The 17,064-nt window shown below is 38.0% G+C and carries 18 protein-coding genes; 17 read left to right on the forward strand and 1 reads right to left on the reverse strand.

Annotated elements, in window-relative coordinates; translation table 11 throughout:
* Nucleotides 1–6 precede the first annotated feature (6 nt).
* From CEF17_RS06700 to CEF17_RS06730, 8 genes are all read left to right on the forward strand, one after another.
* A complete protein-coding gene (locus CEF17_RS06700) occupies nucleotides 7–996 on the forward strand; it encodes a 3,4-dihydroxy-2-butanone-4-phosphate synthase (RefSeq protein ID WP_100398849.1) in 990 nt (329 codons plus the stop codon).
* A gap of 203 nt (nucleotides 997–1,199) precedes the next feature.
* Nucleotides 1,200–2,426 carry an FAD-dependent oxidoreductase gene (locus CEF17_RS06705; protein WP_157842958.1) on the forward strand — a complete coding sequence of 409 codons (1,227 nt, stop codon included), beginning with the start codon at nucleotides 1,200–1,202 and terminating at the stop codon, nucleotides 2,424–2,426.
* Nucleotides 2,427–2,512: 86 nt separating this feature from the next.
* Complete coding sequence (locus CEF17_RS06710) at nucleotides 2,513–3,958, forward strand: aldehyde dehydrogenase family protein (protein WP_100398851.1); 1,446 nt, start codon at nucleotides 2,513–2,515, stop codon at nucleotides 3,956–3,958.
* Between the two features lie 168 nt (nucleotides 3,959–4,126).
* Nucleotides 4,127–4,966 carry a fumarylacetoacetate hydrolase family protein gene (locus CEF17_RS06715; RefSeq protein ID WP_100398852.1) on the forward strand — a complete coding sequence of 280 codons (840 nt, stop codon included), beginning with the start codon at nucleotides 4,127–4,129 and terminating at the stop codon, nucleotides 4,964–4,966.
* Nucleotides 4,967–4,977: 11 nt separating this feature from the next.
* Complete coding sequence (locus CEF17_RS06720) at nucleotides 4,978–6,099, forward strand: cupin domain-containing protein (protein ID WP_100398853.1); 1,122 nt, start codon at nucleotides 4,978–4,980, stop codon at nucleotides 6,097–6,099.
* A gap of 306 nt (nucleotides 6,100–6,405) precedes the next feature.
* Nucleotides 6,406–6,537: a hypothetical protein gene (locus tag CEF17_RS20845; protein WP_269799446.1), complete on the forward strand. Its 132-nt coding sequence runs from the start codon at nucleotides 6,406–6,408 to the stop codon at nucleotides 6,535–6,537.
* Nucleotides 6,538–6,847: 310 nt separating this feature from the next.
* Nucleotides 6,848–6,952: a helix-turn-helix domain-containing protein gene (locus CEF17_RS19905; RefSeq protein ID WP_157842959.1), complete on the forward strand. Its 105-nt coding sequence runs from the start codon at nucleotides 6,848–6,850 to the stop codon at nucleotides 6,950–6,952.
* A complete protein-coding gene (locus CEF17_RS06730; RefSeq protein WP_100398855.1) occupies nucleotides 6,949–7,179 on the forward strand; it encodes a hypothetical protein in 231 nt (76 codons plus the stop codon). Before CEF17_RS19905 ends, CEF17_RS06730 begins: the two co-directional genes overlap by 4 nt.
* Nucleotides 7,180–7,354: 175 nt before the next feature.
* On the opposite strand, the gene CEF17_RS19910 is transcribed toward CEF17_RS06730, so the two are convergent.
* Complete coding sequence (locus CEF17_RS19910) at nucleotides 7,355–7,504, reverse strand: hypothetical protein (protein WP_157842960.1); 150 nt, start codon at nucleotides 7,502–7,504, stop codon at nucleotides 7,355–7,357.
* 174 nt (nucleotides 7,505–7,678) lie between these two features.
* Between CEF17_RS19910 and CEF17_RS06735 the strand changes: the two genes are divergently transcribed.
* From CEF17_RS06735 to CEF17_RS06775, 9 genes are all read left to right on the forward strand, one after another.
* The gene (locus CEF17_RS06735; RefSeq protein WP_100398856.1) at nucleotides 7,679–8,056 is read left to right on the forward strand and encodes a hypothetical protein; all 378 of its coding nucleotides are present in this window, start codon (nucleotides 7,679–7,681) and stop codon (nucleotides 8,054–8,056) included.
* A 51-nt stretch (nucleotides 8,057–8,107) separates the two neighbouring features.
* Entirely contained in the window at nucleotides 8,108–8,671 is a 564-nt protein-coding gene (locus tag CEF17_RS06740) for a helix-turn-helix transcriptional regulator (RefSeq protein ID WP_157842961.1), read from the forward strand.
* Nucleotides 8,672–8,785: 114 nt separating this feature from the next.
* Nucleotides 8,786–9,442, forward strand: coding sequence for a DUF1643 domain-containing protein (locus tag CEF17_RS06745; RefSeq protein ID WP_100398858.1), 657 nt, complete (start codon nucleotides 8,786–8,788; stop codon nucleotides 9,440–9,442).
* Between the two features lie 161 nt (nucleotides 9,443–9,603).
* Nucleotides 9,604–9,969, forward strand: a complete 366-nt coding sequence (locus CEF17_RS06750; protein ID WP_100398859.1) for a hypothetical protein — start codon at nucleotides 9,604–9,606, stop codon at nucleotides 9,967–9,969.
* Nucleotides 9,970–10,128: 159 nt separating this feature from the next.
* Complete coding sequence (locus CEF17_RS06755) at nucleotides 10,129–12,597, forward strand: AAA family ATPase (RefSeq protein WP_100398860.1); 2,469 nt, start codon at nucleotides 10,129–10,131, stop codon at nucleotides 12,595–12,597.
* Nucleotides 12,575–13,615 (forward strand): 5-methylcytosine restriction system specificity protein McrC, encoded by a 1,041-nt coding sequence (locus tag CEF17_RS06760; RefSeq protein ID WP_100398861.1) that lies wholly within the window; start codon nucleotides 12,575–12,577, stop codon nucleotides 13,613–13,615. Before CEF17_RS06755 ends, CEF17_RS06760 begins: the two co-directional genes overlap by 23 nt.
* Nucleotides 13,616–13,801: 186 nt before the next feature.
* Nucleotides 13,802–14,128 carry a nucleoside triphosphate pyrophosphohydrolase gene (locus CEF17_RS06765; protein ID WP_100398862.1) on the forward strand — a complete coding sequence of 109 codons (327 nt, stop codon included), beginning with the start codon at nucleotides 13,802–13,804 and terminating at the stop codon, nucleotides 14,126–14,128.
* Complete coding sequence (locus tag CEF17_RS06770; RefSeq protein ID WP_100400825.1) at nucleotides 14,121–16,571, forward strand: DEAD/DEAH box helicase family protein; 2,451 nt, start codon at nucleotides 14,121–14,123, stop codon at nucleotides 16,569–16,571. The genes CEF17_RS06765 and CEF17_RS06770 overlap by 8 nt, the downstream gene beginning before the upstream one ends.
* Before the next feature lie 139 nt (nucleotides 16,572–16,710).
* Entirely contained in the window at nucleotides 16,711–17,013 is a 303-nt protein-coding gene (locus tag CEF17_RS06775) for a hypothetical protein (RefSeq protein ID WP_100398863.1), read from the forward strand.
* Nucleotides 17,014–17,064 lie beyond the last annotated feature (51 nt).

The raw sequence follows: 17,064 nt of genomic DNA on the forward strand, positions 1-17,064 counted from the left end.
CAGGTCATGTCTACAAGAAATGAAAACGAAAAAAACTATCCTCATAAAAGCCAATTCCACAAACCTATCGTACTGTATGATGATTTACATTCAAAAGTAGCTTATCTTTTAGGTGGAGATAAGCATTTTAATGAACAGATGGTCAACTTTATGATTACAGAAGGGAAGGGACTAGTATACGTCTGTATTGAAAAGGACATGGCAAAACGCTTCAACCTAAACAGCTTGAAGAAAGAAGGAGAAGATCATTACAAAGAGTTCACCGTTTCAGTAGATCATATAGATAGTACAACAGGAATTTCTGCTTTTGAACGTTATCAAACAATAGCTTCGTTTGATAACAAAATGACTGAACCAAAAGATTTTCAACGACCTGGACATGTTTTCCCTTTAATCAGTAAACCTAACAAGCTTCTTGAACGGGAGGGAATTGCGGAAGCTGCTTTGGTAGCAGTGAAAGAGAAGGGGTTAGGGAAGATCGCAACCGTTTGTGAGATATTAAATAAACAAGGGGATATTGCATCATTCGAAGAGGTTAAACAATTGGCGACATATCATAACATGGAGATTTTTCATTTTAGTTCGCTTCTTAAAATACAAGCACTTGAAACGACTTGGCTAAAAGTTGAAAATGAAGAAGTCATCGATCCTGCCAAAGGTGTTAGTGTTTTAGAATTGAAAAATGACTATCTAGATGAAAGATACAAGGTTTATTTTAACTCTTTAGGCAATATGAAAATGGAGACGATTTATTATCAACCATGCCATATTGGTGATTTATTAAACTCAACTGCCTGTTCATGTTTGTTGCATTTTAAAGACTATTATGAGCAATTAGAGAATGGTTTGATACGCACGATTGTTTTTGGATTTACACCAGAAAGGAACGTTTCTAAAACAAAGCAGGGGTGCGTCCAGCAAGCAGTTATGAGGGAGATTGAACGTCTTATAAAAGAAAGAATAGTTTCCCCAGCTCATTCTAAGGTATATGTATAACCTCTCACTGTCCAATAGTGAGGGTTTTTTATTTTTAGTTGAGTGATTAAAGCACAAAATATTGACAATTGTCTAAAAAATTGATAAAGTCTACTTATAAAATGAGATTGCCAACTCATTTAGTGAGTTACACAAAGGGAGTGTAATTCTATTTTAGAAATCAAAGTATTAACAAGAAGACTTAAATATTTGGAGGCATGATTATGTCTAATCAACCCGTTGTTATTGCTGGTGCAGGACCCGTTGGTGTAACGCTTGCTGAAATACTTAGTTTAAATGATATTCCTGTGTTGCTTGTGGAAAAAGAAGCTGAACCAAATAAAGAGTGGCGGGCATCAACTTTTCACGCTGGAACCATGGAATTATTAGAACAAGAAACAGGTGTAGTTGATCGTATGTTGGAGAAAGGTTTTAAAGCATACAAAGTCCACTACAGAGATCGAAATGATGGGCTATATGCAGAGTTTGATTTTAGCCAAATTTCTGACATAACCAATTATCCGTTTCGCTTACAGTGCTCTCAGGCTACTTATGTTCAACTAGTCTTTGAACGGTTAAAGGACCGTTCAAATGTCGAAGTTATTTTTAATTCTGAGGTTGTTGATTATACCCAGAATGAAGATGAAGTAAGTGTTACGATAGGGACGCCGGAAGGAGAAAGAGTCCTCAAAACTCCTTATTTGCTTGGAGCGGACGGGGGAAGAAGCAAGGTCCGGAAATTAACAGGTGTGCAGTTTGATGGCTATACTCATGAAGAACGATGGTTATTGGTTGGCACTCCTACCGATTTTCATGATTATATTCCTGATTTAGCCTATGTTAACTATATATCAGATCCTAACGAATTTTTGTTTATTTTACGAGTGCCAGAAGCGTGGAGGTTTCTATACCCTGTGAAACCGGATACACCTGAAAAGGAAGCCCTGGATCCACACAATATTCAAAAGACAATTCAAAAAGCCCTTAATACGACTGACCATTTCCCAATTGTAGAAAATACCATTTATCGGATACATCAAAGAGTAGCTGATAAGTTTTATAACGGAAGAGTCGTTTTAGTAGGGGATGCTGCTCATTTAAATAGCCCTATGGGCGGTCTGGGTCTTAATAGTGGCATACACGATGCGGTAGATCTCAGCCGCAGGTTAGTACGTATCTTTAAAGAAGGATCTAATCGAGAAGCCGAATTAAGAAAGTACAGTGAAGTCCGTCAACGTGTGGCGAAAAATTACGTAAAAGCTATAAGCGAAAAGAATACCAAGTTAATGAAAGAACAAGATGAACAGGAAAGAAAACGCCTGCAAAAAGAACTGAGTGAAGTGGCTAACGACCCTGAAAAAGCTAGGGAGTGGTTGATTAATTCTTCGTTAATTGCCAGTGTCCAAGATCAAGGCATTGGGAAACCTCCTGAAGTTAATCCCACAAAGTGAATAAATAGTAAAGAAGAAACAGCAAGAGTGTAGATGACTCTTGCTGTTTCTTCTAGCTGTCATTTTAAAGAAAAGGAGATAGTTACATGAAACAAGCACATATCTGGATTAATAATGAAGAACGAAAAAAGGATAATTATCAGTCAGTCACGGATCCGGGAGATTTTCGCAGAACTGTGGGACAAGTAGCGGTAGGAGAAGTATCTGATGTAGAAGATTGTGTGCAATCAGCTCATGATGCGTTTAAGACATGGAAAGGCGTCTCGTTGGATCAAAGAATTTCTTTTTTACAAAAAGGGGCTTCCTCTTTAACGAAGGATCTAGATGAACTTGCAGAACTTGTTTCTTCTGAAAACGGTATGCAAATCTCTACAACAAAGGCAGAACTTTTACTAGCTTTAGATGGTATTCAGAATCTCATAGAATTGGCCAGGGATTACTTTACTACTCCATTAATTGAAGATGAAGAAAGCTGGGTGAAGGTTGAAAAAGATCCGAAGGGGGTTATTGCAGGAATCGTTCCTTGGAATGCTCCTATTGTATTGACAATGCAAAAGCTTGTACCAGCTGTTTTAAGCGGAAATACCATTGTATTTAAGCCTTCACCTTTTGCTTCTCTGGGCACTTACGAAGTTATCAAACGAATGGCAGCCCCTCTGCCTCCGGGAGTAATAAACATTATTCATGGTGACGGTAAGGTAGGCTCAGCCTTAACTTCTCACCCTCATGTTCGGATGGTTTCCTTTACCGGTGGCGGAGAAACTGCCAAACACATTATGCGAGGAGCGGCTGATTCTCTTAAGAATCTTCACTTCGAGCTTGGGGGCAATGATGCAGCTATCCTTTTGGAAGATGCTGATATCGAAGAAACAGCCGCAGCCGTCATTCAAAGCAGTTTTAGAAAAGCAGGGCAGTATTGCTTTGCTACCAAAAGAGTATACGTTCCACATTCCATTTATGATTCCTTCTTTCATGAAATCGTTAACCATTTAAAAGAGGTTGAGGTTGGCCACCAATTGAATGAAAGTGCAACCTTTGGGCCCATGAACAACAAACAACAATTCGAACATGTTAAGACCCTCATACAAGAAGCCAAGGCACAAGGAGCAGAAGTCATTACGGAAGGAAAGAAGCTTCAGCCTGAGTTGTGGGAACATGGATATTACCTGTTACCGACAGTCGTAAAGGACATTTCTTTTGATCATAGGCTGGTAAAAGAAGAACAATTTGGACCCATTTTACCTATTGTTCCTTACAACGACCTTGAAGAAGCTATTGAAATGGCTAACAGTACAGAATTTGGTCTGGGTTCTTCCGTTTGGACCAATAACGAAGAGCTTGGAAAAGATGTCGCTAAACAATTACAAGCTGGTTTTACTTTTATCAATGGCATCGCACAGTCCCGGCTAGGATATAAGCACATGCCTTTTGGTGGAGTCAAACAGAGCGGTATGGGAAGGGAAAATTCTGAGCTTGTATTTGAGGAGTATATAGACCACCACGCCATTCACTTTCATAAAGAGCGGAAGTAAAGAGCCGAACCGCATGAAATGATCTTACGGAAAAGCAAAATCAAAATATAGATGACAGACAAGTAAAAATAAACTAAATATTCTTGACTATTTAAGTTCTCTTTTGCTATGCTTAAGTTAATAAATGAGTTGGCAATCTCACATAATGAGTTAAGGGGTGTTTCACACATGAAAATTGCTTTATATAACGAAACAAAGGTTGGAGTTGTAAAGGACGACAAAATTTATGATGTGACAGATATAATTTTTTGGGATGCAGATCACCCACAAGATTCGTTACTTACTTTTATGAAAAGCTACAAAAGCAACAAGGAATTAATCGAGGAAAAGCTTACGGAAAACTTGGCCCAAAATCTTTCCGAGGTAAAACTAAATGCACCAGTTCCAAATCCTGGGAAAATTGTAGCGGCCCCGGTAAACTATTATCTTCACCAAGATGAAATGAATGAACAGTTTAACAATGCCGAGTATACGATTGAAAAATTAGGGTTCTTCTTGAAAGCGCCTTCTTCAATCATTGGTCCGGAGGATACGATAAAACTTCCTTTCAAAGATCGCAGAACAGACCATGAAGCAGAGCTGGCTTTCATCGTAGATAAACAAGCGAAAGATGTTCCCGCCTCCGAGGCCCATAAATATATATTTGGTTATTTTGGATTACTAGACATAACCGTACGGGGAAAAGAAGATCGTCCTTGGAGAAAATCGTTTGACACCTTTACTCCGATCGGTCCTTGGATTGTCACAGCGGATGAACTAGATACTCCCAATGAAGTAGACTTGAATCTTTGGGTAAATGAAGAAAAGCGTCAAGAAGCAAATACGAGAGACTTAATCTATGATTGTTATAAATTTTTAGAAGCAGCCTCCGCTGTTATGACACTAGAACCGGGTGATATCCTGACAACCGGCACCCCTCAAGGAGTTGGGCCCATTACAGCTGGAGATAAAGTAACCCTGCAAATTGAAAGAGTTGGAGAGTTTAAGGTCTCTGTTGATTATAAATAGGAGGGGTAAAGATGAATTCTGGTTCTAACCAAGAGCTTGAGAAGCTACATGAGAAATTAGAAGAAGAGAATCTAGGTCCACTTTGGTCATCCATACACGAGTTAAATACCATTGAACCTAAATCCAAACCCATTCCCTACCTTTGGAAAAGCGACCTTATAAAAAAACGGCTAAAAGAAGCTGAAGAACTTTTAACGGTGGGTGATGGGGCAGACCGCCGAGCAGTCTTTTTAATTAACCCAGGGATGAAAGATTTAGAACCTGTTGGTTGGGGCGGTGCCACTCAAACATTATATGCTGCAGTTCAAGCTGTCAAGCCAGGAGAAATAGCTCCAGCTCACCGGCATACAACCACTGCTTTGCGCTTTATTATTGACGGACATGGAGGCCAAGGGCGAGTAAATGGTGAGAGAATCAATTTTGAACCGGGAGACTTCTTAATTACACCAACCTGGACCTGGCATGATCATACAAACATTGATGATGAAGAGGTACTATGGATGGACTGCCTTGATGTTCCCTTTACCAAGTTTCTATCTACGTGTTTTACCGAGTTTCATGAAAAAAAACAACAAGACCTGCTTGTAGAAGATGATTATAGTATAAAGAGGTATAACGGTGGGATGACTCGTCCAATCAGTGACCGTAAAGAAAAAATAGCTCCACTAGGACGTTATACATGGGAAAAAACAAAAGCAGGGATCGAAGGTCTTTCTAAATTAGAGGCAGATCCTTATGACGGATATGCAGTGGAATATATAAACCCAACTACCGGTGGAGATGCAGTGGATCGAATTGGAGCGCGCATGCAAAGGCTAGATCCGAAATTTAAAGGGAAAGCTCATAGACATGTCCATAGCACAATTTACCATGTTTTTGAAGGTGAAGGTTACTCAATTGTAGAAGGAGAACGATTTGATTGGTCTAAGGGAGACTTTTTGGTGGTTCCTACCTGGTGCTGGCATGAACATGTGAATACCTCAGATTCAAAAGAGGCGTACCTTTTCTCTACGAATGATTTACCAATCATGGAAGCGTTTAACTTTGAAAGGGTAGAAGAGTACAAGGAAAATGACGGGCATCAAAAAGTGGAAAAGATATTTAATCCTATCAAAACTGGTGTTAAATTATAAGGTGTTATTAAGACGACAAAAGCTACTCAAGGCTTCTGTCGTCTTATTTTTTTTCACGGAATATGGATCACACCAAGCTGTAAAGAATGGAATTTTCTTGGAGGAGATTAACTTCAAACAACTATTCTTGAAAATAAACAGGGGAATTCCGCTGCCCGATAAACCAAATCATTTTTCCAACATTATACATATGAATGATATAATAAAAGAAAAGGTGAAGGTCAACAAGAATAAGCCCAACTAAGTTTAGCTTAATGCTCTCTTATCCCCTAAAGGAAGGTGACGGAAATGTTTTTTTCACGAAAGTTGTCTTGGTTTCAGATTAGACGGATGAAAAAAGAAGGGGAGAAGTACGAAGTCACTGAAGAAAAGGTAATCAGAACAAAAGAAGGAAAGGAGATATCCTTTCTTTTTATGAAAAAGAAACAGAAAGAATGATATTGCTGCAGGACTATCATAGAGGAGCTCTACTGTGTGGATAAACATGGGGAGACCAAAAAAGAGGATTGCATGTTCTAGAGAGGGTATAAATGTGTCCCAGGAACGGTGACTGTCCCTCTTGGTGTCTATAGAAGGCTCCCACTTTCTTTTCGGTGTCTTTCGCACCTTCTTTCCGATTTTCTCTTATTGTTCGTAGATGTCCCATCAGTTACAGAGAAGGGAAGGAGGCTGGAAAAGGAATGAGACCTATACATGTTACGCAGCCTTTGGGATTATAGGGTATTTATTTACTGGAGGTGTACAATTATTGAAAGAGTATTACACAGCAAAAGACGTCGCAGAGCTTTTTGATGTCTCCATTGATACCGTTGAAAAATGGGCAAAAGAAGGCAGGCTTAAAGATGAACAGTGACCGTCTTTCCTAAGGAACAGTTTGATTCTGTGGGGAAAATGCATGCCATTGACCCTGCGTTTAAAGAGCGCAGAAAATATGACTTGAATGAGATCGTACGGAGTAGAGATAGCAAGGTAATGGCTGCTTTAAAGGAATACCTGAAAAATAATCCACCAACAGAGAAGGAAGATCCTATCTACAGGGAGTATGAGAAGATGCGAAAGGTTCAGAAAAGAAAGTGGTAGACAAAAAAAGACCAATTCGGCCTTTGAGGGGGCACGTATGCCCTATCTAGAACATGGCGTTTTGATCCTCTTTTTTGCATGTATTGGCTATTTTTTTGGTTTCATTCGAAAAAATTGAACCTTTTTTCCATCCTCCGTGTAAAATGTTTTCTTATCTGTCACATCGAACTTGGCCTTAGGTTTCTTCCACATCCGTTTTCTTCTCAAACGAAATTTCCCGAAAAACATTCCGATCACCTTCCTTAAAGGCTTCCCTGGTCCTCTTTCCACGGATCAACAGCTCCGCTACATCTTTAAACCTATAAAAGTTTTTGTCGCACACCATCCCTCCTCCATAGGATAAAGTTTTCTCTCCTTACTCCTATTTCGATATAGCCTAATTATACTGTTGTTTTTTGGAATTTACAGGTAATTTAAATTTCATCACTCGATGCAGAGGGTTTTTTAATGTTTTCGAGAACCCTTTTCATTACATTAAGTGGTTAAAGGAAGTGAGGGTATGAGAACAAACCTTTCCACCAAGGAAAGGCTTCTGAAGACAAGAAACCTGTTAAAAAAGCATACAGACGAGTTTCATGAAGTAACGATACGAGAGCTGGTTGACCTGTTTCAGGAGGAGTATGAACAGGATGTATCCATAAAAGCAGTACGAGATGACATAAAGGAATTAGCCTCTTCTGGCTTATTTGACATCATTGAATACCAGCCCAAAAACGGCATGGAGAAAACGTACAGCCATCAAACCAGGCTGTTTGAGATTCATGAGCTGAGAGTACTTATAGATGCTGTGTCTGCAGCGAAGTTTATTACGGTATCTGAAACAGAAAAGCTGATCAAGAAGCTAAGGGAGCTAACGAGTGTGAATCTTGCCAGGTAGCTTGAAAATAGAATTTTGCTCTCTGAAGGCACAAAAACAGAAAACAAGAGAGTGAAAAGGATCATTCACGGGCTGCATGAAGCGGTTTCGGAACGAAGAGTTATTCAATTTCAGTATGGAAAGTATGATTTGGGAAAAGAGTTCCAGTTGAATAGAAGCGGAGACTATTACTGTGTAAAGCCATACGCCGTTATATGGAATCACGACAATTACTATCTAATTGGCGAATATGAGCCCGAAGGGGATATGAGACATTACCGGATTGACCGGATGATAAACATAAGAACCGAGGATAGAAAGTTTATTCCTGACCCTGACTTTGATATGACGACCTACACAAATACGTTGTTTCATATGTACTCAGGAGAAAAGCGCAATATAGAAATTGAATTTGACAATGACCTGATTAATGTGGTGATTGGCCGTTTCGGCTTAAAGACCCAGATTCGTCAGCATAATGCACACACCTTTCGTATTTCCGTTACCGCTGTTATTAGTGACGGTCTTGTCCGCTGGCTGCTTACATGGGGAAGTGATGCCAAAGTTCTGTCTCCGCCAGCGCTTATTCAAAGAATGAAAGAAGAGTCCAAAAAATTGTATAACATTTATCATTAGTACCCTGCGAGTCCAGTTTATTAGAAGCACTTGAACCATTACCAAATTTGGGCAAGGGTAAGCAGAAAGGGAGGATATAAAAAAAGTACCAAATATTTGAAAGGTGGTTGTGAAATGGAATTTACCCCTGCGGATACGTTGAAAAAAGACTTTGAAGTGGAAGGAAGCTTTTACAACATTACCTTGCAAAACAAAGACCACCAATGCAGAAACCAAGCTAGAATCCTTCGAAAAGATATCAACGCCCCCTATACAAAAGATGCTGTTTTTATCCTTGTTAACCCTGGAAGCTGCACTCCTGCCGATCCATCCATCAAGATCCCTGCTATGATTAAAGATCTTCAAACCCTCCCATTTGTCAAAGCAAAACCAGACCCTACCCAATATCAAATCATGAGACTGATGAACCGAAAAAACTGGAACTGCGTGTATATGATTAACTTATCTGATATTTGCGCAGGTAAAATAGACCTTTTTAAGGAAAAGCTTATGGAATTTCAAAGAAATGATTTTGAAGCTCACACTATTTTTTCAAAGGAAAGAAAAGAGGAACTGGGACGAATGGTATCAGACACCCCAAGGATCATTGCCGGGTGGGGTGCTAACAAGCTGATCCGGGAGCTTGCTCTTAACGTCTTACTTCATATTGACAGGCCGCTATTCGGCATAAAGTATCATACACACCCTTTCTACAAACATCCTCGCCCTCAGCTAAAAGAAAAATCAATTGCCTGGTTAGAAGAAATAAGTCTGCAGCTGGCTGAAAGATAATAATTTAAAGCAGTGACCTGATGATCATTCTGAGGAGGCTTATGATGAACCAAAATGAATTCGCTGAATACAAGAAAAAGAAGGCATACAGTCACCTGAAAGAGCATGTAAGGGAGTTTGAGGAGTACTAGGAATATTGTCTTATCAAAGATTACGAGTTTTTGAATGATGACATTTGTATTCATGCCGTTCTAGTTGCGGATGTCTTTGTCACTGTTCTCGAAACGAAAGAAAAGTTTGTCTTAGTCTCTCTTCTATTTTTCAAGCCCTATGAGGTAAGATACATCGCAAATTGGGTTGATTCCTATGTAGTATCTTATAATGAAAAAGACAGCAATGGATACTATGTGAAAAACGCCCTGAAGATTGAACAGGCAATTATCTATAATGGAAACGCCATCGCAGTCGTAGCGCGGGGAAAGAATAAAATCTATTATGACAACAATAAGTTACGAGAGTTTTATACCCCCCAAGAGCAATACAAAGAAATGATTAATACAGCAGATGCTAAAAAATTGATTTGTTAGAGGATTAGTAGGCTTCTATTTTGTTAAGTGTACGTCCTAGAAGAACCCAATCACACATATTGGGTTCTTCTTTTTCATCCTTTGTCAAAACTTTGTTACAATAGGAAAAAGTATCTATTTAGTTTAGCTCCTACATTAAAACAAGAAGGGACCAGGGACATGGGACATTGGATATTTCAAGGAAATTCGGAACGATTTACGATCGATAAAGACAAGTTTCCAGATTTACATGACATCGATCAATATGTGGAAGAAGGAAGAATCATAGATTGGAGTGTCAGGCAAAGGCATTTTCAAAAAGACATCCAAATCGGTGATCATGTGTTTATTTGGCGGCCAGATGGGGAGGAGAAAAATACTGGCGGGATAATCGCATTATCAGAAGTGTTGACGGAGCCGTTTGGAAAAGAAGACGGAGTCCCGGTGGTAGAGCTTAAAGTTTTAGAATATCGTTTAACGGAAGAGGAAGGGATGCTCCAAAGACATAGATTAAAGGATGTACCAGAAACCAAAGATTTACTTATTTTACGTGCTCCCCAAATGACCAATTATAAACTGACAAATGATGAATATACTCGCCTAAAGAAGTTTTGGGACGATCCTGATTATGTAAAGGAGTCAGCGGAAAGACCTTTATTAGAGAATTATCTTCTCTATTATAAAAGAGAGAAGGATGAATTTTTAACAGAAATTAATTACATAACAGAGAGCTATCGTTATTTTCAACAATACAGAGATCCTCACTTTATTAAAAGTATGGAGTGGGAGGATTTTCAGAAGATTGGCAGTCATGTACATGCTTACCGTATGGGGATCGCGCGCAGCCGAGCCTTTGGCCGCATGAACGCACCTATAGAAAAATACAGAAACACCTTTTATTATCTTGTTCATGGAAGAGATCCGATAGAGGAAAGAATGGATAAGTTCTTGCATGATGCTGACTATAAGCTGTTTGGCATAGGAGCAAATGCATTAAGTGAGATTATAGGCAACGTGTTTCCTGAAAAGTACTGTTTGTATAACCAACGCGACAGAGTGGCTTTAGAAAATGAACTAGGAATAGATCCTAAGTATCAAAGAGGGGATACATTCTCCCAGAAGTTTATCAAGTTTCAACATGCAATAAAAGAGCATCTAATCGCTGATAAATATAGAGAATTGGTGGGGCGTCAAACTGAACTTCCGTTATATTATGAAGTTGATCAGTTTCTTAGTTTTGTTTATTCAAAAAGTAAACAAGCGCTACAAGATGCAGAAGAAATGAAGGAACCGAGCTATTGGCTGATAGGCGCAGGTGAAAATCAGTTGGAGCAATATAAAAGTGGGCAACATATTTCTATCGGCTGGGATGCTCTTGGTGATTTACGTAAGTTTAAGGACAAAAAAGAAATCAGTAAAGCACTAAAAGAAGCATACCCAGAAGAGCAAATCTCGGCAAACGACGCCCAGGGCATTGACCATTTCGTCCGTCAGGTAAAAGAAGGGGACTATGTGCTTATCAAGCACGGAGAAACAAGAGTTACAGCTGTAGGGGAAATCCTTTCACCTTACCTGTTTGACAATGACAGGGTAGAAGACTCCTCATATAGAGAGGTGGAATGGTTAAGGATTGGTACGTGGGATACAAAAGATTTGCCAGTTACCACAAAAACACTTACTGATGTAACACCTTACAAAGAGTACATAAACTCCTTTCTAAACGACATAATGGTACAAGAAACCAACTCACCTTATGAAACTAACGGCCAGAAAAGATATGAAATTATCCATTACTCAAGTGAAGATATAGCTAAAGAGGTATTTATGGATCTGGAAAGAGTCGAAGATGCCATTGAGTCACTGGATTACAAGAAAAATATCATCCTTCAAGGACCCCCTGGTGTAGGAAAGACATTTGTTGCTAAACGGCTGGCTTATTTACATATGGAAAAGAAGCTTAATAGTCATGTAGAAATGGTGCAGTTCCATCAGTCTTATTCCTACGAAGAATTTATTCGAGGCTTTAAACCAAATGAGGAAGGCCAATTTACACTGCAGGATGGAGTCTTTTATTCTTTTTGTAAAAAGGCAGAAAAAGATCCTGATGAAAATTATTATTTTGTCATAGATGAAATGAACCGAGGGAATTTATCTAAAATATTTGGTGAAGTAATGATGCTCGTAGAAGCGGATAAGAGAGGACCTGAGTATGCAATTAAGCTTATTTATGGCAGTGAGGAAACCTTCTTTATCCCGGAAAATGTGTATATTATTGCTACAATGAATACAGCTGATCGATCATTAGCGATGGTAGATTACGCGTTGAGAAGACGGTTTGCCTTTATTAATTTAGTACCTGGCTTTCATACAGACGCATTTGTCGACCATTTAAAAGAAAATGGAGTTACTGCTGGATTTATAGCAAGAATTAAAGCCTTTATGGATGAAGTCAATCAAGAAATTGCTGAGGATGCTGTCAATTTAGGAAAAGGGTTTGTAATAGGGCATAGCTATTTTTGTCCAAGCGGAGAAGTTTCCGATGAGCAGACATGGTATGAGCGGGTCATTCGCTTAGAAATAGAACCTTTGCTCAAGGAGTACTGGTTCGACCAGGAGGAAAAGGTACATGACCTTATCAAACGAGCCTAGCAAAGTCCCTATTAAAAACTTATATTATATGCTTGTCTATGCCTGGGACCATCCCTACGAAAAAAATCTTATTTCAGTCTACGAAGAGGATGAAAAGGATCTAATTAATCTTTTAAGTAAAGTCCTTATAGGAAAAGTTCAATCTCTTATCAAGAGAGGATTCTACAAAGAATACATGGAAGAAGAAGAAGAGTCAGACATAATAAGAGGAAAGATCCTTTTCCAAAAATCCATAAATACCTTTTCCTATAAAAGAGGGAGAATGCATATACAGCATGAAGAGATGTCAACAGATATTCTCCATAACCAAATCATTAAAGCAACGTTATTTACTCTTCTAACACATGTCCAGCTTGAAAGAAAATATAAAGAAGAAATTAAAGGCATTACCGCCTATTTTACCAGGGTTTCATTGATTAAATTGAATAATAAGTTATTCCAAGAGATCAGGATCCACCGTAATAACCAACATTATAAATTTATTTTACAGATCTGCAGGTTCTTATATGAAACGTCTTTCTTGAATGAAGGAGAAAGAGACATTCAGTTTCATGACTTAAATAGAGAGCACTATCAGCTGGCAAGACTGTTTGAAAGCTTTGTTAAAAACTTCTACCGAAAAGAAATTACAGGTTCAAATGCAAGAAGTGAGTCCTTGTACTGGCCTGCAGAAGGTGATAACATATCCTCTCTTCCAAAGATGAAAACAGACATTTCCTTAGAAGTAGGAAACAAGAAATTCATCATAGATACAAAGTTTTATAAAGACACGTTTAGTACACAATGGTACAAAGAAACCGTAAGGAGCAGCCATCTCTATCAACTGTTTGCCTACTTGAAGAACGATGAATACTACACAGGGAACAAAGCCACCGGAATTCTACTGTATCCTAGAATCGATAAAGACATTACCTGGATCTATCATATCCATGAGTTTGAAATTATCATTTGTACACTAGATTTAATGAAACCTTGGAAAAAAATACACGAACGATTGCTTGATGTTATTAATAAGTAATAGTAGCATTCTCAAATGAATTGCTAATAAAATGTGAATTTTTCCCTTCATGTGGGGGGATTTCACTGATAAACAAGTGAAGGTAACTATAGGGATTTTTAATTAAAGTGAAGGAATTACTATATTTGATAAAAGCAATAGAGAATGTAAAATATTATAATAGAAGGTAAAGAAGGAGTGATTGGAATGCCTATTTACAATAAACTAGTAAGAGATCACATACCAAGCATTATTGAGAGCAGTGGGAAAAGTTTTGAAATCCGTAATCTTTCAAAGCAAGAATATATGCAGGAAGCAAGGAAAAAGCTTCAAGAGGAGCTAAATGAATATCTTGAGACTTCCAATGATGAAGAGGCAGTAGATGAATTAGCTGATATCCTTGAACTCCTTTATGCATTATCCAAACAGCATGGAAGTTCCCCTGAAAAGTTAGAAGAAGCAAGAGCAATAAAAGCAAAATCAAGAGGAGGATTCGAGGAAAAGATATTCTTAGTGAGCGTTGAAGATGAGTGACATTCAATTACATACAAATGGCTTAGAACATGAACTGTATTCCTCTTGTAATCATGCAGAAAGCATACTTATTTTAACATCTTTTGTAATGAAGTCAGGTGTTGCTCTGTTAAAGCCAACATTACAACAAGCAGCTGCTGAAAAGAAGGAAATTAAAATATGTGCGGGGGATTACTTATATGTTACTCAGCCTGAAGCTTTAGAAGAGTTGTTACATATCTCACCTAGGTTAGAGATTAGACTATGGAGAAGTAGGGGGCGCTCCTTTCACCCAAAGGCATATTTATTCAGTAATGAAGAAGATGAAGGGAAAATGATCATCGGATCATCCAACATGTCTAGATCTGCCTTAACTAGTGGGATTGAATGGAATCTGTCAGTTCCTTCTTCCAAGGCACCTGCAACCTTTAACGAGGCTGTAGAACAGTTTTTATATGTTTTTTATCATGAACAAACCGTACCATTAAATAGGGAAACATTGTCAACATACAAATACAATTATGAAAGATTTCATAAAGAACATCCTAATTTTACAAAAAAGTGGACTGAACGTGAGGAAGCAGGTGCAATGCTTCCTTATACAGTACCAATGGATGGTTCAAAAGAAGTAAGTGAAAAGGTGAGCAAGTATAGTACTAATCATTTGGTACCACGACTTGCTCAAAAGGAAGCTTTGGAAGCATTACAAAGTGCGCAAGAAGAAGGCTATCAAAAAGCAATGGTTGTCATGGCAACAGGATTAGGAAAAACATATCTTGCTGGTTTTTTCGCAAAGCCATACAAAAGAGTATTGTTTGTTGCGCATAGAGAAGAAATTTTAAAACAAGCTCAAGCTTCTTTTGAACAAATATATAAGGATCGTACAACAGGTCTGTTTTTTGCTTCAGAAAAAGAAAGGGAAGCTGATTTTATATTTGGTTCTATCTTTACCTTATCCTTAGAAAAACATTTAAAGTCATTTAACCCTTATGACTTTGATTTAATAATAATAGATGAGTTTCATCATGCTGCAGCCAAATCATATAATAATGTCATTGAATATTTTAATCCTAAGTTTTTGTTAGGGTTAACTGCTACTCCAGATAGAAGAGATGGGAAGGACGTTTATGCCTTATGCGATGGGAATGTAGCTTATCAGCTCCACTTCCTTGAAGCAATTAGGAGGGGATGGTTATCTCCTTTTCACTATGTAGGTATTTACGATGATACGGACTATTCCCAGATTACTTGGCTAGGAAATCGGTACGATGATGAGGAATTATTGGGTGCACAAATGCGAGAAGAAACGGCAGGTAACATTTATCAATCCTGGTTAAAGAATAAACAAACTAGAACATTAGCCTTTTGTTCCTCCATTAAACAAGCGAACTTTCTTAATAAATATTTTAGAGAAAAAGGTATTCGCTCAGCCTGTGTAAGTTCTCATACCCAGGATATAAACAGAAGTGAAGCAATTGAAAAGATATCAGATGGTTCTTTAGATATTATCTTTTCTGTAGATTTATTTAATGAAGGAACAGATATCCCTTCCTTAGACACGCTCCTTTTTGTGCGGCCAACAGAATCTTTAACTATATTCACTCAGCAAATAGGGCGAGGCCTCCGCTTAAGTGAGGATAAGGATAAATGTGTGGTAATAGATCTGATTGGAAACTATAGAAACGCTGATTTGAAACTTTCTTTAATAGATACTAGAACAGAAGAAGAAAAACGGAAAAGAAAGAGTGATGTCTTGCCTGTTGTGCCCGAAAACTGTTCAGTGAACTTTGAGCTAAAAGCTATTCATTTATTAGAAGAGTTTAAAAAGAAACGACAGCCCAGAAAACATATCTTGAAAGAAACGTATTTAGAATTAAAAGAAGAAATTGGTCGTCGACCTACGTATTTAGAATTACACCTTCAAGGGGCAAGACCTTCAAAGGAGTATAAACAGGAGTTCAAATCGTATCCAGGATTTTTACACTGGGCTAACGAATTAAATAATGAAGAAAAAGAAGCATTCCAAAAGAATCGAGAATGGTTTGAGGAAGTAGAAAAAACGGGGATGAATAAAAGCTATAAAATGGTCCTCTTAAAAGTAATGCTTGATAGAGGTGTACAACAGTGGGCTACACCAATTGCCCCAGAAGAAGCAGCTTACGGTTTTCATAAGTACCTTACAGAAAAAGAATATAGAAAGAAAATAGACTTCTCTGACAAGACAACAAGTAAGCTTTCTCTTTTTAATGAAAAGGATGTTGCTAGCCTTATCGCAAGAATGCCGATGACAAAATGGGCAGGAAGTGGAAAAGGTCTAGTACTTTTCGAAGAAGGGAAGTTTTTTGTTAAAATAAATTCACCAGACAATTTGATTGTTTATGAATGGACAAAGCAAATAGTTGAGTATCGATTACACTATTATTTTGAGAGAAAAGATAAATTAAGAGAAGGGATAATAAATTAAAGTTTTCATACATAAAGAGAAATATTAAATTATCTTCTATTGAGGTTGTATGGGCGGCATGATGTAATGTCGCTTACCATCCCCTTATGTAACAAGGGATTCCTTGTTCTTAGGAAAGGGAATAGGAGAAACCAATAAAATGGAAAACAAAAAAGAAAATTTAATAAAAGCCTACTCATACATATACGACATTGAAACAATTTTGAGAAAAGAGTTCACATCAAATGCTCCTTCATTGAGTTTTAAAAAGGACTTATCATTCTGGCAACTGATTTCTTTACAATTAGATTATGATAACCTCTCCATTTCAGGTGGTGATAAACAAAAGCTTCGTCGAACGGTTTCAATCAGAAATAAGGTGTGCCATATGAAACCTATCACATACCAAGAGCTTATGATGCTTAAGCAAGTACATTCCTCATTAAAGAACCTGCATAGCTAATCAAACAAAACCTAAATGTACTGTATTACTTCTATAAGGCTTAAAAGATGG

The sequence above is a fragment of the Bacillus sp. FJAT-44742 genome (assembly GCF_002797315.1).
Taxonomy (GTDB): domain Bacteria; phylum Bacillota; class Bacilli; order Bacillales; family Marinococcaceae; genus Thalassorhabdus; species Thalassorhabdus alkalitolerans.

What these genes read in the sequence shown, in the direction of transcription:
- CEF17_RS06760 (WP_100398861.1), top strand. Translation starts at nt 12,575, where the DNA reads ATGACCTTATCAAACGAGCCTAGCAAAGTCCCTATTAAAAACTTATAT.
- CEF17_RS06700 (WP_100398849.1), top strand. Translation starts at nt 7, where the DNA reads ATGTCTACAAGAAATGAAAACGAAAAAAACTATCCTCATAAAAGCCAA.
- CEF17_RS06715 (WP_100398852.1), top strand. Translation starts at nt 4,127, where the DNA reads ATGAAAATTGCTTTATATAACGAAACAAAGGTTGGAGTTGTAAAGGAC.
- CEF17_RS06735 (WP_100398856.1), top strand. Translation starts at nt 7,679, where the DNA reads ATGAGAACAAACCTTTCCACCAAGGAAAGGCTTCTGAAGACAAGAAAC.
- CEF17_RS06720 (WP_100398853.1), top strand. Translation starts at nt 4,978, where the DNA reads ATGAATTCTGGTTCTAACCAAGAGCTTGAGAAGCTACATGAGAAATTA.
- CEF17_RS06770 (WP_100400825.1), top strand. Translation starts at nt 14,121, where the DNA reads ATGAGTGACATTCAATTACATACAAATGGCTTAGAACATGAACTGTAT.
- CEF17_RS06755 (WP_100398860.1), top strand. Translation starts at nt 10,129, where the DNA reads ATGGGACATTGGATATTTCAAGGAAATTCGGAACGATTTACGATCGAT.
- CEF17_RS06765 (WP_100398862.1), top strand. Translation starts at nt 13,802, where the DNA reads ATGCCTATTTACAATAAACTAGTAAGAGATCACATACCAAGCATTATT.
- CEF17_RS06745 (WP_100398858.1), top strand. Translation starts at nt 8,786, where the DNA reads ATGGAATTTACCCCTGCGGATACGTTGAAAAAAGACTTTGAAGTGGAA.
- CEF17_RS06705 (WP_157842958.1), top strand. Translation starts at nt 1,200, where the DNA reads ATGTCTAATCAACCCGTTGTTATTGCTGGTGCAGGACCCGTTGGTGTA.
- CEF17_RS06775 (WP_100398863.1), top strand. Translation starts at nt 16,711, where the DNA reads ATGGAAAACAAAAAAGAAAATTTAATAAAAGCCTACTCATACATATAC.
- CEF17_RS19910 (WP_157842960.1), bottom strand. Translation starts at nt 7,504, where the DNA reads ATGGTGTGCGACAAAAACTTTTATAGGTTTAAAGATGTAGCGGAGCTG.
- CEF17_RS06710 (WP_100398851.1), top strand. Translation starts at nt 2,513, where the DNA reads ATGAAACAAGCACATATCTGGATTAATAATGAAGAACGAAAAAAGGAT.